The sequence below is a fragment of the Billgrantia endophytica genome, assembly GCF_002879615.1.
Lineage (GTDB): Bacteria > Pseudomonadota > Gammaproteobacteria > Pseudomonadales > Halomonadaceae > Halomonas > Halomonas endophytica.
On record NZ_PNRF01000007.1, the window covers coordinates 104,572 to 126,401 of the forward strand.

At 61.0% G+C, this 21,830-nt stretch carries 25 protein-coding genes; 4 read left to right on the forward strand and 21 right to left on the reverse strand.

The window, feature by feature from the left end:
- Positions 1 to 2 precede the first annotated feature (2 nt).
- Complete coding sequence (locus C1H69_RS02410; RefSeq protein WP_102651818.1) at positions 3 to 314, forward strand: cytochrome C oxidase subunit IV family protein; 312 nt, start codon at positions 3 to 5, stop codon at positions 312 to 314.
- Positions 315 to 348: 34 nt separating this feature from the next.
- On the opposite strand, the gene C1H69_RS02415 is transcribed toward C1H69_RS02410, so the two are convergent.
- From C1H69_RS02415 to C1H69_RS02470, 12 genes are all read right to left on the reverse strand, one after another.
- Positions 349 to 564: a hypothetical protein gene (locus C1H69_RS02415; protein WP_102651819.1), complete on the reverse strand. Its 216-nt coding sequence runs from the start codon at positions 562 to 564 to the stop codon at positions 349 to 351.
- 13 nt (positions 565 to 577) lie between these two features.
- Positions 578 to 2,518, reverse strand: coding sequence for a nitric oxide reductase activation protein NorD (locus C1H69_RS02420; RefSeq protein ID WP_102651820.1), 1,941 nt, complete (start codon positions 2,516 to 2,518; stop codon positions 578 to 580).
- A gap of 169 nt (positions 2,519 to 2,687) precedes the next feature.
- A complete protein-coding gene (locus C1H69_RS02425) occupies positions 2,688 to 3,509 on the reverse strand; it encodes a CbbQ/NirQ/NorQ/GpvN family protein (protein ID WP_102651821.1) in 822 nt (273 codons plus the stop codon).
- 58 nt (positions 3,510 to 3,567) lie between these two features.
- The gene (locus C1H69_RS02430; protein ID WP_102651822.1) at positions 3,568 to 4,914 is read right to left on the reverse strand and encodes a cbb3-type cytochrome c oxidase subunit I; all 1,347 of its coding nucleotides are present in this window, start codon (positions 4,912 to 4,914) and stop codon (positions 3,568 to 3,570) included.
- Between the two features lie 32 nt (positions 4,915 to 4,946).
- Entirely contained in the window at positions 4,947 to 5,393 is a 447-nt protein-coding gene (locus tag C1H69_RS02435) for a c-type cytochrome (RefSeq protein WP_102651823.1), read from the reverse strand.
- Positions 5,394 to 5,634: 241 nt separating this feature from the next.
- On the reverse strand, positions 5,635 to 5,952 hold the full coding sequence (locus C1H69_RS02440) for a carboxymuconolactone decarboxylase family protein (RefSeq protein WP_102651824.1): 318 nt from the start codon (positions 5,950 to 5,952) through the stop codon (positions 5,635 to 5,637).
- A 109-nt stretch (positions 5,953 to 6,061) separates the two neighbouring features.
- Positions 6,062 to 6,457: a SirB2 family protein gene (locus C1H69_RS02445; protein WP_205738394.1), complete on the reverse strand. Its 396-nt coding sequence runs from the start codon at positions 6,455 to 6,457 to the stop codon at positions 6,062 to 6,064.
- A gap of 48 nt (positions 6,458 to 6,505) precedes the next feature.
- Positions 6,506 to 7,711, reverse strand: coding sequence for an NnrS family protein (locus C1H69_RS02450; RefSeq protein ID WP_102651825.1), 1,206 nt, complete (start codon positions 7,709 to 7,711; stop codon positions 6,506 to 6,508).
- 232 nt (positions 7,712 to 7,943) lie between these two features.
- Complete coding sequence (locus C1H69_RS02455; protein WP_102651826.1) at positions 7,944 to 9,284, reverse strand: glutamine synthetase family protein; 1,341 nt, start codon at positions 9,282 to 9,284, stop codon at positions 7,944 to 7,946.
- Between the two features lie 59 nt (positions 9,285 to 9,343).
- Positions 9,344 to 10,105 carry an ABC transporter permease gene (locus C1H69_RS02460; RefSeq protein ID WP_102651827.1) on the reverse strand — a complete coding sequence of 254 codons (762 nt, stop codon included), beginning with the start codon at positions 10,103 to 10,105 and terminating at the stop codon, positions 9,344 to 9,346.
- 9 nt (positions 10,106 to 10,114) lie between these two features.
- Positions 10,115 to 10,918 (reverse strand): ATP-binding cassette domain-containing protein, encoded by an 804-nt coding sequence (locus tag C1H69_RS02465; protein WP_205738395.1) that lies wholly within the window; start codon positions 10,916 to 10,918, stop codon positions 10,115 to 10,117.
- A gap of 108 nt (positions 10,919 to 11,026) precedes the next feature.
- On the reverse strand, positions 11,027 to 11,995 hold the full coding sequence (locus C1H69_RS02470) for an ABC transporter substrate-binding protein (RefSeq protein WP_165789403.1): 969 nt from the start codon (positions 11,993 to 11,995) through the stop codon (positions 11,027 to 11,029).
- A 290-nt stretch (positions 11,996 to 12,285) separates the two neighbouring features.
- Between C1H69_RS02470 and C1H69_RS02475 the strand changes: the two genes are divergently transcribed.
- Entirely contained in the window at positions 12,286 to 13,182 is an 897-nt protein-coding gene (locus tag C1H69_RS02475) for a MurR/RpiR family transcriptional regulator (protein ID WP_102651829.1), read from the forward strand.
- A 20-nt stretch (positions 13,183 to 13,202) separates the two neighbouring features.
- Here C1H69_RS02475 and C1H69_RS02480 read toward each other — a convergent pair whose 3' ends face one another.
- Together C1H69_RS02480 and C1H69_RS02485 are read right to left on the reverse strand one after the other, a co-directional pair.
- On the reverse strand, positions 13,203 to 13,832 hold the full coding sequence (locus C1H69_RS02480) for a cysteine hydrolase family protein (protein ID WP_102651830.1): 630 nt from the start codon (positions 13,830 to 13,832) through the stop codon (positions 13,203 to 13,205).
- Positions 13,833 to 13,884: 52 nt separating this feature from the next.
- Complete coding sequence (locus C1H69_RS02485; RefSeq protein ID WP_102651831.1) at positions 13,885 to 14,667, reverse strand: N-formylglutamate amidohydrolase; 783 nt, start codon at positions 14,665 to 14,667, stop codon at positions 13,885 to 13,887.
- A gap of 139 nt (positions 14,668 to 14,806) precedes the next feature.
- On the opposite strand from C1H69_RS02485, the gene C1H69_RS02490 reads away from it, so the two are divergent.
- Positions 14,807 to 15,460: a cysteine hydrolase family protein gene (locus tag C1H69_RS02490; protein ID WP_102651832.1), complete on the forward strand. Its 654-nt coding sequence runs from the start codon at positions 14,807 to 14,809 to the stop codon at positions 15,458 to 15,460.
- Positions 15,461 to 15,501: 41 nt separating this feature from the next.
- On the opposite strand, the gene C1H69_RS02495 is transcribed toward C1H69_RS02490, so the two are convergent.
- Genes C1H69_RS02495 through C1H69_RS02525 form a run of 7 tightly spaced genes read right to left on the reverse strand, consistent with a single transcriptional unit; the run spans position 15,502 to position 21,173 of the window.
- On the reverse strand, positions 15,502 to 17,028 hold the full coding sequence (locus C1H69_RS02495) for a nitrite reductase (RefSeq protein WP_205738396.1): 1,527 nt from the start codon (positions 17,026 to 17,028) through the stop codon (positions 15,502 to 15,504).
- Complete coding sequence (cobA, locus tag C1H69_RS02500; protein WP_102651833.1) at positions 17,025 to 17,876, reverse strand: uroporphyrinogen-III C-methyltransferase; 852 nt, start codon at positions 17,874 to 17,876, stop codon at positions 17,025 to 17,027. Before cobA ends, C1H69_RS02495 begins: the two co-directional genes overlap by 4 nt.
- Positions 17,877 to 17,927: 51 nt before the next feature.
- Positions 17,928 to 19,142, reverse strand: coding sequence for a heme d1 biosynthesis radical SAM protein NirJ (nirJ, locus tag C1H69_RS02505; protein ID WP_102651834.1), 1,215 nt, complete (start codon positions 19,140 to 19,142; stop codon positions 17,928 to 17,930).
- Between the two features lie 35 nt (positions 19,143 to 19,177).
- Positions 19,178 to 19,729 carry a siroheme decarboxylase subunit beta gene (gene ahbB / locus C1H69_RS02510; protein WP_102651835.1) on the reverse strand — a complete coding sequence of 184 codons (552 nt, stop codon included), beginning with the start codon at positions 19,727 to 19,729 and terminating at the stop codon, positions 19,178 to 19,180.
- Positions 19,704 to 20,186 (reverse strand): AsnC family transcriptional regulator, encoded by a 483-nt coding sequence (locus C1H69_RS02515; RefSeq protein ID WP_102651836.1) that lies wholly within the window; start codon positions 20,184 to 20,186, stop codon positions 19,704 to 19,706. Before C1H69_RS02515 ends, ahbB (C1H69_RS02510) begins: the two co-directional genes overlap by 26 nt.
- On the reverse strand, positions 20,158 to 20,703 hold the full coding sequence (gene ahbB, locus C1H69_RS02520) for a siroheme decarboxylase subunit beta (RefSeq protein ID WP_102651837.1): 546 nt from the start codon (positions 20,701 to 20,703) through the stop codon (positions 20,158 to 20,160). The genes C1H69_RS02515 and ahbB (C1H69_RS02520) overlap by 29 nt, the downstream gene beginning before the upstream one ends.
- Entirely contained in the window at positions 20,700 to 21,173 is a 474-nt protein-coding gene (locus C1H69_RS02525; protein WP_102651838.1) for an Lrp/AsnC family transcriptional regulator, read from the reverse strand. Before C1H69_RS02525 ends, ahbB (C1H69_RS02520) begins: the two co-directional genes overlap by 4 nt.
- Positions 21,174 to 21,347: 174 nt before the next feature.
- Between C1H69_RS02525 and C1H69_RS02530 the strand changes: the two genes are divergently transcribed.
- Complete coding sequence (locus C1H69_RS02530) at positions 21,348 to 21,818, forward strand: c-type cytochrome (RefSeq protein ID WP_240609783.1); 471 nt, start codon at positions 21,348 to 21,350, stop codon at positions 21,816 to 21,818.
- Positions 21,819 to 21,830 lie beyond the last annotated feature (12 nt).

The window sequence follows — 21,830 nt, forward strand, 5'->3', positions numbered from 1 at the left end:
TCATGCCGACGCTGCTCGCCACCCTGCCCCACGCCACTCGCCGGTTGCTGTTCACCTGGGCGGTGCTGATGGGCCTGACCCTGGTCACCATGCTCTCGGCACAGTTGGGCGGTGACGCCCGCCTGCAGGCGCTGCCATTGTGGTCGGCCGGGCTATTGCTGCTCAGCACCGCCTTCAAGGCGCATCAGGTGCTGATGACCTACCTGGGCCTGCGCGACGCCAGTTCCGCCTGGCGGGGCGCCTTCATCGGCCTGGTACTGCTCACGCTGGTGCTGGTGGCCTCCGGCTACCTGCTGGCACGGCTGGGCAGTTGACGAGCCGAGAGGGGAAACCGACGAAGTGACACCATCAGTCATCTTCGAGAGGCGGTGGCAACGGATCGGCCCACTCCGCCAGCCGGCGTCCGGCGTGGATCAGGCCGTAGATCACGAAGGGAACCACCAGCATCAGGAAGATGCCCCAGTCGCGGGTGTTGATCAGCCAGATCAGCGGCGTGAGCACGACGAAGGCTGCTATCACGCCGAACAGCATTGCCTTGACGGGACGGCTCATTGTGAGTGTCATGTGAAGTCCTCCCTCAGTTGCCGATGATCTGACGGTATATCCCCGGCAAGGCCTGGGCCAGGTGCTCGGGTCGGTTGACGATGGCGTAGCTGCCGCGGTCGAACAGGCGCGAGACATACTGGTGGGCCTCGCTGTCGACGGTCACCCCGAAGACCCGCACCTCCTGCCGGCGCGCCTCGAGCACCGCCTTGCGGGTATCCTCGATGCCGTAGCGCCCCTCGTAGTAGTCGGTGTCGTTGGGCTTGCCGTCGGTGATCACCAGCAGCAGTCGGTGCCGGTTGGGTCGCTTGGCCAGCTCTTGTGTCACGTGGCGGATCGCTGGCCCCATGCGGGTGTAGTGCCCCGGCTTGAGCGCCGAGATGCGCCGTGCCACCCGCTCGCTCATGCTCTCCTCGAAGGTCTTCAGGGTATTGACCCAGACCTTCTGGCGGCGATGCGAGGTGAAGCAGTGGATGGCATAGTCGTCGCCGCAGCCGGCCAGGCCGTGGCCCAGCACCAGCAGCGCCTCCTTCTCCACGTCGAGCACCCGGCGGTCCTCCAGCCAGGCGTCGGTGGAGAGCGAGACGTCGACCAGGATCGAAACCGCCAGGTCGCGGGCCTGCTGCCGGGTGGCCTGGTAGAGGCGGTCGCTGGACTCGCCGGTGGCGGCCAGGTCGCAGCGCGAGCGGATCACCGCATCCATGTCCAGTTCGCTGCCGTCGAGCTGGCCACGCAGCGTCTCGCGCCGTGGGCGCAGCGCTTCGAATTCGCGGCGCACCCGGCGGATGCGCCGGTGGGTGGCGGCATCGGGCTCCCACTGCTCGCCCTCCTCGCTCGCAAGCTCGGTATGCACCAGGCAGTGGTCGGGCAGGTAGACCTGCTTGCGGTAGTTCCACTCCACATAGGGGTGCTTGCCGCGCAGCCGTTCACCCATCACTTCGTCCGGCGGCAGGTCGAGGTCGATCTTGATGCGAGTCGCCGCACGCTGCTTGTGCGGACTCAGGATGATCTCCTCCATCTGCTCTGCGGCACGCTTGGCTTCTTCGTCCTCGTTGTCCTCGACCAGGCGATTGAGGTTGACCATCTCGGTCCAGGAGAGCATTTTCTCGAAACGGTTGGCGATCAGCGGATCGTCGCGCTCGGTCTGGTCCTGGGTCTTGCGCTCGGCCTTGCGTTTGCCGTCGCTCACCGTCTGTGGGCTGTTGATGGTGCCCTCCTCCCGGGGATCGCTGTCATCCTCGGCGCGGCCGGCTCCCGTACCTAGCTCCACCACCTGCCCCCACAGCGGAACCGGCAACGGCGGGCGATAACCGCGAGGAGCACGGAATTCCGCCAGCGACGCCTCGCCGTCACATACCGCCCGGTGCATGGCGGCAGCCCAGCCCTCGAGGACCAGCTCTTCTCCCAGCAGCACGCGCAGAGTCTCTTCCAGCGCCTTCTCCATGGGTGGCAGCCGCTGTCTCGACGGGCGAACGATCAGCAATGCCAGGCTCAGACGGCGGTAGCGTTCGGCAAGCCCCGGGAAGCGAACGAGCGCCGTATCGCGGGCGCGCACCGCTTCCCGCAGTCGGGAGAGGTCGTCACGCAACGGATCTCGCTGGGCGACCGGGCGCCGTGCCACGGCGAGGTAGGCCACCAGCCAGAAGTAGAGATCCCGGTTGAGGCCCGCATCGGGAAAGACGTCCAGCGTGGGCGGCAGGAGCAGGTTCTCTTCGTCGCGGCGCGCCTGATCGATGGCCTCGTCGTCGAAGCCCAGGCGTTGACGCAGCGACAGGCGGTGCTGCGAACTGCGCGCGACGATGGCGGCGACCTCGACGCCGGCCTCGCCACCGCTGGCACGGAAGAACACGCCGAGCACGTGGCGCAACGCTTCCAGGTTCACGGCCGCTTCGGGATAGCGCTGGTAGCTTGCCGCACTGGACGCCCAGCGGTGCCAGTGGCGACCGACGAACTCCTCGAGTTCGAGAAAGTGCATAACCGATCTCCTGTTCGACAAGGCGCCAACCGGCACCATGGCTCGCGGCTGATTCGGCGGCAGGCCTGCGAGGAGGCGCTGTAAATACTTCCCTGTACGCTACCGACGCCATCCCTGGCGTAGGACCTCCTCTTCGGCCTGCCCCCTACGCCCCTCGCTGTGGAATGTTTCAGCCGAAGGTTGCCCTGATCGACTCCATCAACCCTTCCTGTACGTCCAGGTCATCCGAGAGCGGCTCGACCAGGGTGGCGCGGGTGGCCTCGAGAATCGGCATGCCGGCATTGATCAGGGTGGCGCAGTAGACCAGCAGGCGGGTGGAAACGCCCTCCTCCAGATCCTGGCCCTTGAGCGCGCGCAGCCGCGCGGCCAGATTGACCAGGGCGGCACACCGCTCATGCGATAGGCCACTTTCACGGGCCACGATGTCGCACTCCACCCGGGGGGGCGGGAAGTCGAAGGACATCGCCACGAAGCGCTGCCGGGTACTCGGCTTGAGCGACTTGAGTATGTGCTGGTAGCCGGGGTTGTAGGAGACCACCAGCATGAAATCCTTGGGCGCCTCGAGCAGTTCGCCGGTACGTTCCAGCGGCAACATGCGGCGATCATCCGTCAAGGGGTGGAGCACCACGGTGACGTCCTTGCGCGCCTCGACCACCTCGTCGAGGTAGCAGATGCCGCCTTCGCGCACGGCGCGGGTCAGCGGACCGTCGACCCAGCGGGTCTCGCCGCCCTGCAGCAGGTAGCGTCCGGTGAGGTCGGCGGCGGTGAGGTCATCGTGACACGACACGGTGAACAGCGGACGGCCCATCCTTGCCGCCATGTGGCTGACGAAGCGCGTCTTGCCACAACCGGTCGGTCCCTTGAGCAGCAGCGGTAGCCGCTGTCGATACGCCTGCTCGAAAAGCGCGCATTCGTTGCCGACCGGCTCATAGTAGGGCAGATCCTGATCGAGGTGAGGAGCAGTCGCAGTGGCGGTAGCGATGTGGGACATGGCGTTACTCCAGGAAAAGGTCTCGGCGGAGCGCGAAGCGCGCCCCGCCGAGGGTCTGTCACTCGGTGGCAGTCAGCGGCTTGCTGGTGGCGGGCACCTGCTCCCGCGCCGGCCCGAAGACCGAGTAGATGAACATCAGGGCGGCAATGCCCACGAAGATGCCGGTACTGAAGCGCATCACATAGAACAGGTCGAGCTGTGCCTGGATCTGCATGAAATTCATGCCCAGGACCCGTTGCAGATGAGTCTGGACCACGCCTGCGAAGGTCAGGGTGAAGGTCATGAACCACATGGCCGAGGTCATGATCCAGAACGCCCACATGTTCAGCACCTGGTTGTAGGGCTGCACCCGACGCAATTGCGGCATGGCGTAAGTGATGACACCCAGCACCAGCATCACGTAGGCGCCGTAGAAGGCCAGGTGGCCATGGGCGGCGGTGATCTGAGTGCCGTGGGTGTAGTAGTTGATCCATGACAGGGTATGCATGAACCCCCATACGCCGGCGCCGAAGAAAGCCACGGCGGCAGAACCCAGGGTCCACAGCATGGCGGCCTTGTTCGGATGGTTGCGGCTGCCTTTCCAGAACATGTAGAAGGCAAACACCACCATGGCGAAGAACGGAATCACCTCGAGCGTGGAAAAGATGCTGCCGATCGGCTGCCAATAGCCGGGGGTGCCGATCCAGTAGTAGTGGTGTCCGGTGCCAAGCAGGCCGGAGAACAGCGCCAGGCCGACGATGACGTAGAGCCACTTCTCGATCACTTCGCGGTCCACACCGGTCATCTTGATCAGCAGGTAGCCGAGCAGGGAGGCCATGATCAGCTCCCACACGCCTTCCACCCAGATGTGAACGATCCACCACCACCACAGCTTGTCCAGCGCCAGATTGTCCGGGTTGTAGAAGGCGAAGAGCCAGAACACCGCGGCCAGCCACAGGCCCAGCATCAAGACCATGTTGATGGCGGTCTTGCGCCCCTTCAGCATGGTCAGGCTGGTGTTGAACAGGAACAGCAGGAAGGAGATCGTTATGACCACCTTCGCCCACAGGGGCTGCTCGAGATAATGGCGGCCTTCATGGATGCCGAACTGGTAGCTGATCAGTGCACCGGCACCGGCGATGGCGAACAGCCCCAACTGGAAGTAGGCCAGGTTGGGGCTGTAGATCTCGTTTTCGGCCTCTTCCGGCATCAGATAGTAGGTACAGCCCATGAAGCCGATCAGCAACCAGACGATCAGCAGGTTGGTATGACTGGTACGGGTGATGTTGAACGGCATTGCCTCGGACATGAAGTGCGGCCACACATAAGCCGCTGCCGCCAGCAGTCCGAAAACGATCTGTAGCGCGAATAGCGCCATGGCCACCATGAAGAAGGGTAAGGCCACCTTCTGCGTTTCGTATTTCATCGGTTCGACTCTCCTTGGTTCTGGAATCCGGATCAGCCGGCCGGATGCGGCGGCCAGCCCTGTGTATCGATGGAATCGGTCCATTCGAAGAAGTCGATCAGGGCAGCCATCTCCTCGTCGTTGATATCGAAGGCGGGCATCTGGCGGCGGCCAGGTGCGCCGGTGGGCTGGGCATTCATCCAGGCCTCTAGGGCCATACGCGCACCGTCGGGGTTGTCGTGTCCGCCGTAGCGGGTCCAGACGTTACCGACCTCGGGCGCGAAATAGGAACCTTCGCCGAGAATGGTGTGGCAGTTGATGCAGTTGTTCTCTTCCCAGACGTGCTTGCCCAGCCTGACGGAGTCAGTCAGGGGCTGGGTCGAGGTATTGACGATGTAGAAATGACTGTGAGCCGTCAGCGCGGCAAACAGCAGGAAGAAGAATAGCGAACCGCCGTAGAATATATTACGAGCCGCCGCCTTGGTGAGGCCTTCGGTCATGGGCCTTTCCCCCTTGCTCATGTGGCATTGTCAGGACTTGCGACCGTGATCGACCAGTCCCACTCCTTATAACATGCATTTTCAATGCATGTTTAGGGTAGCAGGGGCCGGCGGGGGGAGGCATTGACCTTCGTCAAATCGTGGGTAAAGAACCGCAGGAGTCGAAGTAGTGCGGGACGTAACGGGATTGCGGCCTAGTGTCGCATGGCAGGCGGCAGGGCCCGCCATGTGTCGAATCATGTCAGGACTCTGTCATGTCCTCGATCCAGGTCAGTGCCGCCACGCCAGAGGGGAGCCCCAGGGTGGGAATAGCCAGCATGGCCACCTGCTTGAGCGCCTCGGGCTCGATGCCTTCCTCGATGCCACGACGCATATGGGAATGAACGGCGCCTTCGGAGCCGGCCCCGACAGCCAATGCCAGCTTGACCAGGCGACGGGTACGGGCGTCCAGCGGCCCGGCTTCGGCGCAGGCCTGTCCAAGGGAAGCAAAGGCATCCCAGACCTCGGGATACTGCTTGGCCACCTTGCCGGCGCCGGAGGGTAGATCCTGTTGGGTCATGCGGTTCTCCTTGGTTCGGCATGAAGCAGAGATGCGACGTGAATCAATGTGATCTCAGTATAGATGTCGTGTCATCAGACGAAAGCCAGCGGGGACTCGGTCGCTTTCCTCAGCGAGACGCCAGCCAGGAGAGTGGATCGTTATGCACCGCTGCTCCTACCATGTAGAGAAACGCGACCACCGCGGCCAGGGCCGCCATGACGCGTATCTGCGGCGTCCGACCCCGCTTGATCGCAACCGTACCCAGGCCGATATAAGTCAGCAGGGCGAGAATCTTGGCGGCCAGCCACGGATGCTGATGCGGCCACATCGACAACATCACCATCAGCAGGATGCCAAACGTGAGCAGCAGGGTATCAATGATGTGCGGTACGACCTTGACCCAGGGCCGCCCCAGGATCGGCGCCTCGCGCGCCGACCACCAGGCTCTCAGGATGAAGAAGGCGAGACTCAGCCCCGCCGTGGTCATGTGCAGGTGTTTGACCAGAAAGTAGTATTCGATCATGGCCGTCTCCCGGGGCACTGGTTGAAACGTCGACGAGCGCAGGCAGCTTCAGCCGTCCTTGCCATCCACCCGGGTACTCAGAAGCGGCAGGGTGTAGTGAAGCAGGAAGATCAGGTAGGCAATGCACCAGAACAGAATGCTCAGGTTGTAGGTCCAGTGAGTGATCTGGGGGAACAGCGCCAGGATCGGTGAGCGCAGCAGCGCGCCGGCAAACATCAGTCCGAGACCCACGCCAATTCCCGGCAGGGTACGAATCGCACGGCCGGTATGCCCCAATGAGACCCGGGACATCATGGCCAGCATCATGGCGGCGATGCCGCCTATGGCCAGGGCATGCAGCGCCAGCTCGACACGGAAGGCACCCATCAGCGCCATTGCCCACATCACCAGCCCCAGCGAGATGAAGCCATAGCTCAGGTGCAGCCCCCACAGCAGCGGCTCATGCAGGGTGCGATACCCCTCCCAGCGCCCCAGGCGAAGGAGGTTGGCCACGGCGGCTACCAGCATGGCCAGGGCCAGCAGGCCCGCCGCCACGGGCACGCCGAGCAATATCAGCAGCTGCAGAACGGCCACCATCAGTATCGACCCCAGCGAGAGCGTCTCCAGCCACGCGATGGGCGCAGGCTTTGGGCGGCCCAGCTTGAGCGAGGTGAAGAAAGGAATGACCCGACCGCCGAGCAGCACCATCAGCACGGCGATCAGCAGCACACCCAGGTAGCCCCCTTCGCGGATCAGCGGCAGCTTGCCCTGGATGACGCCAAGGTGCATGGCCAGGTTGGCCAGGGCCAGCAGCAGCAGTACCGGCACGAACATCAGGTTGCGCCATAGCCTGGCGCGTACCACCAACTGTCCCATGGCCAGGGCCGCCAGCGGCAGGAACGCCACGTCGACCAGCGCCAGCAGCCAGGCCGGCAGGCCCATGGGGGAAGCAAGCAGCAGACGTGCCGCCAGCCAGACGCCTACCAGTCCCAGCAGCGGCGCTCCGCTTATGCTGCGCCGGCCGGTCCAGTTCTGTACCGCCGTCAACAGGAAGCCCACCACCACGGCGGCCCCGAAACCGAAGATCATTTCGTGCTGATGCCACCACATCAGGCCGCCATGGGGCCGCAGCAGGATGTCGCCGTGCCAGAAGGCGAACCACACCACCATGGCCAGCACGCTGAACAGCGAGGAGAGAAGGAAGAAGGGACGAAAGGCGAGACGCGCCACGGGCAGACGCGTCAGGCCGGATACAGGTGCAGAGGGTGAATTCATGATGGCATACCCGACTCAAACGCTTGGACACAGCTATTGTGAGCATTAGGGCAGGGCAGCACCATGACGGGTATCAAGAATGCTTCTTTTAGAGAACACGGCTCCTGAGTACATTAAAAAACTCACGACTACTGCCGAACATGGGCCGGCAAAGTCGTCTATAAGCGACAAGCTTTCCCAGTGCGGACAAGGTTCGGACTCTTTCAACAGGGCGTCGTGGCACAGTCAACCATTAGTATTTTTCCAATAACAGCCTGGTCTCTTCCTCGAATGAGACGTTCTTCAGCGCGCCCCATTCGGCCTTTCTCACGGCTATGAAAGCGTGCGCGAGCGCCGGTCCCAGCGCCTCGAGCAATACGGCATTCTTTTCAAGGTGAACCAGGGCTTCACTGAGCGAACCGGGGAGCGGAGCGATCCCGGAAGCGTTCCTGACGTCATCGGACAGCGTGCCTGGATCCACGTCAACCGGCTCCCCGGGAACCAGCTGGTTAACCACACCATCCAGGCCTGCGGCAATAACTGCGCCAAGCGCCAAATAAGGATTGGAAGATGCATCGACCGCTTTCAATTCCATATTGCTAGGTGCACCGCCGTCAGGCGATTTTGGTACACGCAACGCGGCTTCACGATTATCCATACCCCAGACACAGAACGCACCGCTCCAGAAATGGGGTTGGATACGTCGATAGGAGTTGATGCTGGGTGTAGTAATCGCCATCAGGGCTGGCAAATGCTTCAATACGCCGGCCATGAAAGCCATGGCCTCGGCTGTCAGCCCATAGGGTTGCTGCGGATCCGTTGTGAAACTTTTTCCATCTCGCCAAAGGCTGAGATGAAGGTGGCAACCACTGCCAGCGGCATGTTCAAAAGGTTTCGGTAGAAACGAGGCTCGCAACCCATGACCCAATGCGACACCGCGCACGGTCTCACGAAAGATGATTTGCCTATCAGCCGCAGCCATGGCATCACAATAGCGGGTAGCCAACTCATGTTGTCCAGGGCCGGCTTCGGGGTGGTATTGCTCGACGATGACTCCCTGCGCTTCCAGCGCATCAACCATATCATTGATGACAGCGCCACTCTGCCCCATGGCCAATGTAGAAGCGAACGGCGTTTCATCGACTGGGGTGATACCATCGCCACCGGCTTCCAGAAGGAAAAACTCATTTTCGAAAGCAGCCACGATCTCTAGTCCATGCTCGGCGGCCCTGGCGATCTGCCTGCGCAGGAATTCCCGAGGACAGACCGGCCATGTCGCTCCTGCCGTGACCATGTCCCCCATGACCTGGGCCTGGCCTGGTGCATAGGGCAGGACATTCAACGTATTCCAGTCCGGCCGTAACCTGACTTCACCGACTGGGGTCAGACCACTGTCCGGGACCACGGCATCATACATGACAGGTAGAGCCATTTGCGCTTCGGCAATTCCAACACCATCGATATAACGACTATCCAGCTGTGAAACATTGAATGATTTAGCACGGATGATATTGGCATTATCGCACCACAACACACGCACCCAACGTACATCGGCGGCACGCAGCATGGCCGCCACTTGTTCTTTTTCAGACATAAGACAATCCTCTTTCCGAGAGTTGCTTGGGATAAGATATTCGTCAAAAAAAACCTCAATCAAGCTACTGGCTGATAGCGAGAGCCGAACCTTCTGATCAGAAAGCGAAGCACTGTATCAGTACCCCAACCCAACAAGCCAAGACAGATGATTCCTACAAATATCTGATCAAGTGCCATGAATAGCCTGGCGTGAATGATCATGTAACCAAGCCCCTCTTGGGCCGCTATCATTTCCGCCGACACGACCGTCATGAAAGAATTACCCATCGCCAGCCGCATACCCGTAAAGATAAAGGGTATCGTTGCCGGAAAAACGACAAAAAAGAAGCACTGCAGGGAACTTGCCCCCAGCGACCTGGCCGCCAGCAGCTTATTACGATCGATACTGACAACCCCAGTCAGCGTGTTCAAAAGAACCATGAAAGTTGTCGTATAAATAATCAATGCCACTTTTGACGCTTCACCGATGCCCAGCCATATTATCGCTGGCGAAACCCAGGCAATAGGAGGTACAAAGCGAAAAAAATGTACAAATGGTTCAACCAGTCGTCGCACCAGCAGGTTCGCACCAAGTACAAGCCCTACGGGAAAACCGATTAGGCTTCCGATGAAGAAGCCCAATAAAATGCGCTGCAAACTAATCTGTATATGGCTTGGAAGGGTGCCGTTCTCGATCAACCTCACAGCCGTTTCTGCGACTTGTGTGGGAGGAGGAAAGAAAATGGATGGAAAGACGGTGACACTCAGAAGCTGCCAGATCAATACAGCCGCTGTAACACTGAAAAGGTAGTATACGGGTATGGGAATATGCTTTGTCATTAGTCGTTCCTAGGCTAGAGCCGCCTGCACTTCGGCAGAGATGACATCCTCAATGCGTCGGTGATATACGCTGGCTTGATCACTAATCCGTTCCCGGGGACGTGGCATATCAATTTCTACCACCTCTTTGATCCCCGAGGCTGGGCCGGCTCGCATGGTTGCGACACGATCAGCCAGAAAAACAGCCTCACCGATATCGTGGGTGATAAAGCAAATTGTGGTTTGCGTGCGTTGCCAGATGTCAACAAGCTGGTCTTGCAGGACTCTGCGAGTCTGCGCATCGAGTGCGGCAAACGGTTCATCCATTAGAAGGATACGAGGCTCATTGGCAAGCACACGTGCTATCTGTACACGCTGCTGCATGCCACCTGAAAGCTCACGGATGAATTTACGACCTTCATTGGCGAGCCCGACCAGTGCAAGGAAACGCTGAGCGGTCTCGGAGCGCACCTTTGCTGGTATCCCCCGCATCTTGAGTCCGAATTCCACATTCTCTTGGGCAGTCAGCCAGGGAAACAGGGCATCATGGCTTTGGAAGATGACTCCTCGATCCGGCCCAGGCCTGCATACCGCCTCGCCATCCAGCAGGATAGAGCCACTGCTTGGCTCGATGAAGCCAGCCAGCATGTTCATGACGGTAGTCTTGCCGCAACCACTCGGCCCTAGCAGACAGACGAACTCTCCTTCAGCCAGGTGTAAATTGAAATCCTCTATGGCCACGTAAGGCGGTCGGCCAGGGACATCGAACACTTTATTTACACCACGCAGATCCAGAACTGTATCGTTGGAATTATGTAGAAAGCTTGAAGGCACGGATACTCACCCAACTCTATTGAATGATGTACCAGCGGGCGCTGCCTCTACAGATCGAGAAGCAACTTTCCGCTGGCACAAGGACTGAACTGTTGCTCTTTATCGGAATTAGAAGTCCACTCGATCAGGAAACAATTCCTGCATGACTTCGGGACGGATATAGCCGCCAATCAGTTCTGGGCTTTCGTCTATCAGTCCGGCATCCAGCATCCACGCTGCGGCATCTTCCTGTCCCTCAAGAAAGGATTGTTCCAGCCTTACTTCAAAATTCAGGCCCTCCATGATATTTAGCGTGTCTTCGAGCTCTATATTCATGGCTTGAGAAACCATTTCTGCCGCCTGCTCTCGTTCCTCATTGATGAAATTTGTCGCATTATCGAGGGCACGCATCATGGCATGAAGTGTCTCGGTGTCTTCAAGCAGATCTTCATGAATGAGGTAGGCCATATCCAGCGTATAGACATCATCGTCGCCGGAACGGTGCAGGCGATTTGCGTTCTCGACAGTTCTCAGACCGTTTTCGAGCCACGGCTCCCAAACGAAATAGGCGTCGATCTGGCCAGTTGCCAAGGCAGGCACCATTTCCGGTGGACCGATATTGGTTACCGTGATCTCTTCTTCTGACAGGCCATAGTGACTTGCGTAGAGCGACCAATAAAACTGGGATGCATTGCCAAAGGATACGCCTACCGTCTGACCGACCAGATCCTCAGGCGCCTCGATACCCTCTCTCGCGATCGCCCCCATTTGCCGGTCCGAGCGCATCGCTGAAGCAATGATGACTAACGGCGCGCCCCTGTCTCGAAAACCGATGCCGCTCAGTTCAGAGCCAGAGGTAATATGCGCGTTTCCCGTTACCACCACCTCGGCAGCGGCGCTGCCGCTTTCAAATAGGCGATACTCGGCATCGAGCCCCTCTTCCTCGTAGAAACCGCCATCCACGGCAACAATAAAGACTGAGTAGGTTGGATCAATGCCAGAAGCGTTGATGATGGTGTCGGCACTGGCCTGAAAGGCGAAGCCAATCGACGCGGCCGAAAAGGCCGTTAACGCCAGGTTGGAATAACGAGCTCGCATAGCAGAATCTCCTTGCGCTAGTTGAATCGTCAAGTCTGGCCACATACGAATCGGCAGCGTTGTACTGTCACCGAGTAACGAAGTCAGACATTGGATACCACGACCAGTCCTCACCTTGATGGAGTGCCTCATCGGCTAATCCAGCCTTGTTATTCTTGGGCGAAGACGGGTCGCCAAACACTGGCGCCTCAAAACAAAGTTACAAAGGATTGCTGGCATTGTCAAAATAAAAATTACAGAATATGCCATCATCGAGCTTTTCGTAATGTACGATACAGGAAGAATCAACCATGCCTCTGCCGCAAGACGACGGCCCCATGCGCCCCACGGTGGCCAAGATGGTTCACCAGACCCTCGACGAAATGACACCGACCGAGCGCCGTATCGCACACATCCTATTGGCCTCCTACCCCATGGTGGGCCTGGAAACGGTAGCCGCATTCGCCGAACGGGCCCGCACCAGTGGCCCCAGCATCCTTCGCTTCATTACCAAGGTAGGCTTCAAAAGCTATGCAGCCTTCCAGCGAGCGTTACGGGAGGAACTGAAGGAAAGGCTTGAATCACCGCTGGCGCGCTATGATGGGGTAATGGCCAGTGATACGCCGCTACCCGATGACAGTGGTCGGGACACTCTGGCCAGGTTCGGCGATGCACTCGCCGCCAATATTCGTCGAGCATTCGACACACTCTCAAGAGACGAATACGAGGCAGTCATTGCACTGCTCACCGACAGCAAGCATGCGCTACATATCCTCGGTGGCCGCTTCAGCCGTACCACGGCGAGCTATCTGCATATGTACCTTAGGGAGCTAAGGCCCATCGTACACTTGATCGATGGCCCAACGAGTACCTGGCCGGACCAACGACTCGACGTGTCCAAGCACGACACGCTGATCGTGTATGATTTTCGTCGCTACCAGCCGGACGTGATTCGCTTTGCCGAACAGATGGCCCGCCAGGGCGTGACGTTGGTTCTTATTACTGATATCTGGAACTCGCAAATTACCGCCCATGCTCATCATGTCCTCTCGGTACCGGTCGAGGTTCCCTCGGCATTTGATTCCGGAGTGGCCGGGCTGGCAATGACGGAGGCTCTTGTCGCCGGAGTGGTGGATCGCCTTGGTTCGCGTGGCAAGCGAAGAATCGAGCGCCTCGAGAAGCTGCGAACCGCATCCGGCGAAGAGTAAGGCAAGGGAAAGCCAGCTTTTCATTCTGGTAACGCATTGAGGAGTTCTGCCGTAGTCAAGGTGCGACAGTAGCCTCCGAAAGCCTCGAGCGCCCGATCATGCCGGTTCTGTGAATAGGTGGCGCATGCGTCCGAGACACAAAGTGGATAAAACCCGATGTCTGCCGCGTCACGAACCGTATGGTCGACACACTGATCGGTAAGGAAGCCGGTCACGATGAGCGTATCGATTCCGATATTGCGCAGCAGGTAGGCGATATTGGTGGAATTGAACACGCTTGAGGAGGTCTTGGGCAGTACGATGTCATCACCGGCTGGCGCAACGGATTGGCAAACGCCCGCCTCCCACGAGCCCTTGGCAATAAAGAAACCTGACAGCTTATAGTCCAGGCTCCGATCACGGCCATCATCCGTCATATTTTCCATGACGGTGTAGATCACTTCACCTCCACAGTCTCTCATGCGAGCGATGAGGGCCTGAAGGTTAGGCATAACGAGGCGTGATACGCGTTCATGGAAATACGGGTTCTGCTCAGCCCCTTCCGCATTGAAAACCTTGTTCTGTACGTCCACCAGCAACAATGCCGTACGCGCGGGATTGAGAGGTCCATCACGAACCAATACGCTATCGACAAAGCGAGGTTGAGTCATCAGGTTAGTCCTGCTTGTAAGCACGAGGGTTTGTGGCTTCCGGCCAGTTGGCTTATCGGTGGAACGTGGTCGGTGTCAGAGCACGATCCACCGCCTGGGGCAACAGACGGGCGAGACGATCGGCCCAGGCCTTGCGCCCGCCGGCATCAGCCAACTGGTCCTGGCGAATTTCAATCTCGACATGCGGAAGCCCACGACGCTCACCATGGACCGGAATGGTATAATCGTTCTCGTCATCCACGGCATAGGGTTCGTTCTCCCCCACGCAAAGATCTCCTTCGGCGCGCAAGAGTTCGAGCAGGGCCTTGCCGACCCGGGGATCACGGTTGAACAGCACACCGATGTGCCATGGCCTGGGGCGGCCAAAGAGCTCTGGCGTAAAACTGTGCATCGCCACCAACACCGTGTCGCGCCCTTCCTGATCTCGCGAATCCAGCATCTCCTTGATCATGTCGTGATAGGGATGGAAAATCTCCCGTTCGCGCCACCACATTTCGTCGTCGCTCAAGCCACAATTGCCGGGTACTTCCGTCGACTCGCTGATGGTGGGCATGGAGCTCACATTTCCTGGCTGACGATTGCAGTCAATGACCAGCCGAGAGTAGCGCTGTGCGATCAGGGGCGCATCCAACTGATCTGCCAACTGCAGGGAGGTCTCCAGAATGCCGACGTCGATACCGATGTGACGACCGAGCTCAGATTGGGGTAATCCCAGGTTGCGTAGCCGCCGAGGCACGGAATTGCCCGCATGATCGCTGGCAAGAACGAAGATCGACTTTCCACTTTGCCGGTGCACCGTAACCGGCGGCAACTCATCCTCAGCTAAAAGACGCATTGCTCCTCCTCCTAAGGTCGGCTTGGCAAGCCGCCGTCTGCTCCACGCAAACTCATGCCGTTCGCTGTTGAATCCAGCACCACTGTGCCATACGATACAGATGCAAGCAAATGTATCAAAAATTACAGGCGATCGCGATATGACCACAAAGCTGAGCCGGGAGGTTCCAGTCGAACCAAACCGTACCGCCCTACTTTTTATCGATGTCCAGAATTTTTGTGCTCACCCCGAAGGAATGGAGTTTGCCGACCTTTCGAGCGAGGAGTTCACATCCCGGCTGGATTTTTATTTTCAGACGTTGCGCGACACTGCCTTGCCGAACATGCGCCAGCTCCAGAGCAGGTGCCGGGAAGCCGGAATAGAGGTGATGTACACGGTGATAGAGAGCCTGACGCGGGATGGGAGAGATCGTAGCCTAGACTATAAGATCACTGGTTTTAACGTGTTACCAGGATCATGGGACGCCAGGGTACTGGAGGAAATGGAACCGTTGGACGATGAAATCGTCATCCCAAAAACGTCCTCGAGCGTGTTCATCTCGACGAATATCGATTATGTCCTGCGTAATCTCGGGGTACGCCATCTTATCCTGGCGGGAGTCGTCACTGACCAATGTATCGAATCGGCAGTTCGTGACGCATGTGACCTGGGCTATCTCGTCACGCTGATACCCGACGCGTGTACGACCTATACCCAAGAGCGCCACGATGCCAGCCTGAAGGCCATCAAAGGCTATTGCAGAATGCGTACGACGGCGGAACTCATCCGTGAACTTCCGCTGCCGGGAAGATAGCTCCGCCGTATAGTCGAGCGCAGACAGTTTTCGTACGAGGTCTAGTGACTGGTGCCCTCCTCGTATTGCGTCTTGTTCCATACGTTGTACTTGCCCGAGGGACGCTTCATCGGCATCCGGCCCAGCTCTTCCAGCGTGTTGCCGTCGAGCCACAGCAGGTAACCGTCGTCGTCCCAGATGCTCAGCAGCAGCGTCTCGCCTCGGCGGTCGAACTCCACGTGGGCAGCGGTCTTGCCGGGCTCGGGAACCAGCGTCTCGACGATCTCGAGGGTCTGCTTGTCGATGACGTGGACACGGTCGTGGTTGGGGCCGAAGAAGACATCGACCCAGGCGTAGGGCGAATTCTCGTGGCTGCGCATGAAGAAGCCGGGACCGTCGGTCTCGATGTGGGTGATCAGCGACCAGTCGGTCATGTCGAACACCGACACCTGGCCCTTGTCGATGTGCGGGATCGCCATCACCCGGCGGCCGTCGAGCTCCCAGGTGATGCCGGCGCCCAGGTGCGGCATGCCTTCCAGGGGCAGGTCCGCCACCTTGACCTCTTCATCCAGGTCGAACACCTGGCCGCCCTGGCCGCCGCGGGCCGCTCCCACCACGTAGCGGTACTCCATGTCGAAGAAGAAGTCGTCGAGATAGTCCGGCGCTTCCATGCGGTGCAGGGCGAAGTCACCGACGAGCGCCTCGTCGCCTGCGGCCCGCTCCTCCGGCCAGCGGATCTCCCATACTTCGGGAATGTCGCGCAGGGCGGCGATGAAGCTGTTGCGCGGCGGCGCCGTATAGACGGCGCTGACCCGCGAGGTGTCGCCGTTCAGGCCCTCCACCGGGATGGAGGCGATCAGCTCGAGGTTGCGCGCGTCGAGCAGCACCAGGGTGTGGGGCAGGTAGTTGCCGGCCAGCACGTAGCGCCCGTCGGCGGACACCGCGATGTTGCGCATGTTGATGCCGGCGCGCACCTCGGCGGTGACCTCGAGGTTGTAGATGTCGTACTTGGTCACCCAGCCGTCACGGGAGCCGAAGTAGACGTAGCGGCCATCCGGGGTGTACTTGGGACCGCCGTGAAGCGCATAGCGGCTGGGAAAGCGGGTGATGCGCTCGAACTTGTCCCCGTCGAGCAGGCTGACGTGGTGGTCGCCGATCTCCACCACCAGGAACAGGTTCTTGAGGTCGTCGACCTCGAACACCGGCTCGTCCGGCAGCGTCCCGTAATAGTGGTTCACTTCATGGCTGGCCAGGATGTCCTCGTCGGTCCAGCTCGGCTCGACCTCCGGCGGCTCATAGATCCACTCGGCCAGCGCGGCGATTTCCGTCTCGTCCAGCAGTTCCCCGTAGGCCGGCATCTGGGTGGCAGCACGGCCGCCCCGGATCACCTCGACGGCCTCGTTGTGCCTGAGCCGCGAAAGGTTGTCGGGCAGCAGCGCCGGGCCGATGCCGCCCAGCCGGCTGACGCCGTGGCATATCGCGCAGTGGTGGTTGTAGAGCACATTGGCATCGGGCCCATCGGCTACCGCCGTCATGGCGGGAATGGCCAGGGCCAGCAACGCCCCGATCAGCAACTTGTGTCGTCTCACAGCGCCCGCCTCCCCATCTCCAAAGACTTGGTGACGGTGGTATCGCAACGGGTCATGGCAGGGGCCAGAGTGTCCGCCAGGCGCACCACTTCGCCCACCACGATCAGGGTCGGCGGCCGGAAGCTCTCACGCTCGATCACCTCGACCATGTCGCCCAGGGTCACCAGCACGTGGCGCTGGTCGGGCGTGGTGCCCCGCTCGACCAGCGCCACCGGATGCGCGGCGGGCAGGCCGTGGCGCTGCAGCTCGGTGCTGATCAGCTCGGCATTGGCCAGGCCCATGTAGAACACCACGGTATGATTGGGCACTGCCAGCGCCCCCCAGTCCAGCTCCAGCTCACCGTCGGCCTTGGCGTGGCCGGTGACGAAGGTCACGCTCTGGGCATGGTCGCGGTGGGTCAGCGGGAAGCCGGAGTAGGTGGAGCAGCCCGAGGCCGAGGTGATGCCCGGCACCACACGAAAACCGATGCCGTGTTCGATCAGGTGTTCGGCCTCTTCACCGCCGCGTCCGAAGATGTAGGGATCGCCACCCTTGAGGCGTACGACCCGCTTGCCTTGCCGGGCCAGACTCACCAGCAGGACGTTGGTTTCCTCCTGGGGCAGCGAATGGTGACTCGCGGCCTTGCCGACGTAGAAGCGCCTCGCGCCTTCCCGCGCCAGCGCCAGCACCTCCCGGGACACCAGCCGGTCGAAAACCAGGCAGTCGGCCTGCTGCAGCAGCGATAGCGCCCGCAGGGTCAGTAGCCCGGGGTCGCCGGGTCCGGCTCCCACGATGGCGACCTCGCCGGGCGCCAGCGGCACCTCGTCGAGATCGAAGCTCAGGTTTCGCGATTGGCGATGTGTCGTCATGGTCGGCCTCTCCCCGAAGCGTCAACGGTCATCTCTATTCCAAGTCATGCCCTACAGCTCGATGCTCTGGATGGCATCGTAGGGGGCCACCACGCGGCGCTCGCGGTTTTCCTCGACGCCGATCTCCTGGTTGGTGAGATAGCAGCCGGGGTCCTCTTCCCAGGGATCGCCGGTCACCTTCCAGGCTCGCACCCGGGTGTTGCCATTGCAGATCGGCAGGTAGCGACACTCGCCACAGCGTCCCTTGAGGGGCCTCGGCCGTTGGCGGAAGCCCTGCATCAGCGGGTCCCGGGCGTCACGCCAGATCTCGGAAAACGGTCTTTCGCGCACGTTGCCGATATCGTGATCCCACCAGAAGGTGTCCGGATGCACCGTGCCCAGGTTGTCGATATTGGCGATCAGCTCTCCCGAAGCGTTGCCGCCCCAGTGGGTCAGCCGCTGCTCCAGTGCCTCGACCTGCTCCGGGAAGTGCTCTCGGGCCCACATCAGCAGGAAGGGGCCGTCGGCGTCGTTGTTGCCGGTGACGTACTCCCGCTCGACGCCACGCTCGAGCTCGCTGCGGCAATGGTCGAACAGTCGGGTCATGGCGTCACGGGTCATCCGGTACCAGGCATCCTGCTTGCGGTGCCGGTGGCCACGGCCGCCGTAGTTGAGGTGTGAGAGATAGAACTTGTCGACGTCGTGCGCGTCGATCAGCGCCAGTATGTCGGAAAGCTGCTCGTAGTTCTGCTGGGTCAGGGTGAAGCGCAGCCCCACCTTGATACCGTGTTCCTTGCACAGCTTGACCGCGTGCATGGATTCGCGGAAAGCCCCCTTGCGACGGCGGAAGTCGTCGTGCATCTCTTCAAGGCCATCGATGCTGATGCCCACGTAGTCGTAGCCGCAGGCGGCGATCCGGGTAATGTTGCGCTCGTTGATCAGGGTGCCGTTGGTGGATAGCCCGGTATAGATGCCGAGTTCCTTGGCGCGATGGGAGATGTCGAAGATGTCCGGCCGCATCAGCGGCTCACCGCCGGAGAGAATGAGTGCCGGTACCCGGAACCGCTTCAGGTCGTCGAGCACGGTGAAGGCTTCCTCGGTGTTCAACTCACCCTTGAAGTCGATGTCCGCCGACACGGTGTAGCAGTGCTTGCAGGTCAGGTTGCAGCGGCGGATCAGGTTCCAGATCACGACCGGGCCGGGCGGCTTGGGGGCCGGCCCTCCGGTTTCATGACCTGGGGGAGTGGGCTCGACCAGGGACTTGACGTAGCGGGTGACTCTGAACATGCGGAACTCCTCTTGCGGCTCGCCTTCGGCTCGGACTAAGCCTGCCTGTCGGACCGGGCGGCCAGTCGCAGGCCGGTCTTCTTGAGAATGCGTGAGCTGTAGAGAATGCGATGATCCCGGCAGGCGTCACCCAGCAGGGAGCACAGCGCCTCCGCCTGCTGCTCGACGTCATCGCGGGTATGGCCGTGCAGCATGGCGAACAGGTTGTAGGACCACTCCGGCAGGTGACGCGGGCGCCGATAGCAGTGGCTGACGCCAGGCAGCGCCGCCACGACGCGGCCGAGACGATCGATATGGGCATCGTCCACGTCCCACACGGTCATGCCGTTGGCCAGGTAGCCCAGGCGATAGTGGTTGGGCACCGCGGCGATGCGGCGGATGACCCCGCTGTCCAGCATGCGCTGCATGCGCCGGCGCACCTCGCTGCCGTCGATGCCGAGCGGCCCGGCGATGGCTGCCCAGGGGTCAGGCACCAGCGGCAGGCCCGACTGGGTGGCAAGCACGATGGCACGGTCCAGCGCATCCAGCGCATTCTCGTCGCGGGCCTCCCGCGTTGCCTGATCAGACGGGCAGGTGGAGACGGACATGGAATTCCTCCTGCTTGGGCATGTTGAAGACCGGCAGGCCGGTGGCCGCCTCGATTCCCTCGATCACCTCACCGATACGTTCCGGCGTCTCGGTGGCCAGCACGAACCACATGTTGAGGCGGTGCTCGCGGCGGTAGTTGTGGGCGACTTCGGGAAAGGCATTGACCGCCTCGGTGACCCGCTCGAAGTCGGCGTCCGGCACCGACAGCGCCGCCAGGGTCAGGCCGCCGCCAAGGCGCTCGGCGTGATACATGGGGCCGAAGCGGCTGAGCACGCCGGCTTCCAGCAGCCGCTCAAGGCGGTAGAGCAGTTCGCCCTCGCCCAGGCCCAGCTCCGCGGCCACGGCGGCATAGGGCGCCTCCACCAGCGGCAGGCCATCCTGCAGGCGGTTGATGATGTGTCGGTCGGCGACATCCAACTCCGCCGGTTCAGGCCGGCTGAGGCGTTCTGCGGTCATGACTATCGTCCTCTCGGGTGTAACGGCCGCCGCGCTGCTTGTAGGCCTTCAGGCTGAACAGAACGCGGTGGGGAATCGCCTGCAGCGCCTGCCGCTCGACGATGCCGCCAAGCACTGCCAGTACCCGGTCGCGGCGGGTGCCATGGATCATGCAGAACAGGTTGTAGGGCCAGTCGGGCAAACGCCGTGGGCGGCGGTAGCAAAGCGTCACGGCGGGCTCGGCCGCCAGGCGCTGGCCCAACTCGCTCACGGCGTCATCCGGCACGTCCCACACCACCATGGCATTGGCCCGGACCCCCAGGGCATGGTGCTTGACCACCAGCCCCATTCGCTTGATCAGCCCTTCTGCCTGCCAGCGCCGCACACAGGCCATGACATCCGCCTCACTCATGCCACACTGCTCGGCCAGGCTGTGCCACGGGCGCGAGGTCAGCGGCAGGCCTCTCTCGAGCAGCGCGCGCAGACGGTGTTCGTCATGGGTCTCGTCAAGCACGGCGATGGATACGGGCGTGCTCATGACGACTCCAGTTCAGCCCAGGGGATGGGGAAGCCCAGGTCGATATGGAAGCCCTCGAGCATCGGCAGACGCAGCAGCGGTCGCCCCAGTTCGGCTTCCAGCGTATCGAGCCGGACCCCGAGCTGCGTCTCGTCGGCAGCGGTCATCACGAACCACAGATTGTAGCGGTGCTCGCGAGCGTAGTTGTGGTTCACCTCGGGGCAACGGCTGATCATCGCAGCCGCTTCGTCACGCTCGGTCTCGGGAACCGACACTGCCGCCAGCAGGCTGGCGCCGGCCCGGGCGTGATCGAATACCGGACCCACCCGGCTGAGCACGTCCAGCGCCTGCAGGCGCTGCAGACGTTCCACCACCTCGGACTCGCTCACCCCAAGCTGTTCGGCCATTGCGGCATAGGGCGCCGCCACCAGTGGCAGGCCGCGCTGGTATGCGTCTATCAGGCGACGGTCAAGGGAGTCGAGTGCAGCCATGGGCAGATACCGGGCGGGTCGATGGAAAGCATGATCTTAAGACGTATCTTACATGCCTCATCAAGTCTGAAACCGGTCATCGACGCTGCCGTTGACACAAGTCAAAAGAGGTATTTTCAATGACCCTTTTTTGGCCGCCTCGCAACGCTACTCGTCCAGCCCTTGATATCCGTCATGACATCCACGGGCCGACGGCGGGACACTCCGCTGACGGCCCGTGCCTTTTCGCGTGCCTCATTACCTTTTCGCTCCGTCATTTCGCGAGGCTTTCCCATGCACCCGTCGGCCATGCTGCCCCTTCTATTCGGCTTTCTGATGCTGTCGACCAACGCCATGGCGGAAAGCCATCAAGACAACCAACAGGAACCCCTCGCAGCCAACCGCCAGACCGAGCTGAAGACCCTGCTCTATCAGGACTGCGGTTCCTGCCACGGCATGACGCTGCGTGGCGGCCTTGGCCCGGCATTGCCACGCGATCGCATGGAGGGCTTCACCGCCGAGGCGCTGAGCCACATCATCCTGCACGGCATACCCGGCAGCGCCATGCCCGGCTGGAATGCCTTGATCAGCGAGGAGGACGCCCGCTGGATTGCCGAACACCTGAAACACGACAACCCCCTCGAAACGCTGAATCCGCAAGACTGACCAGGAGTCGCC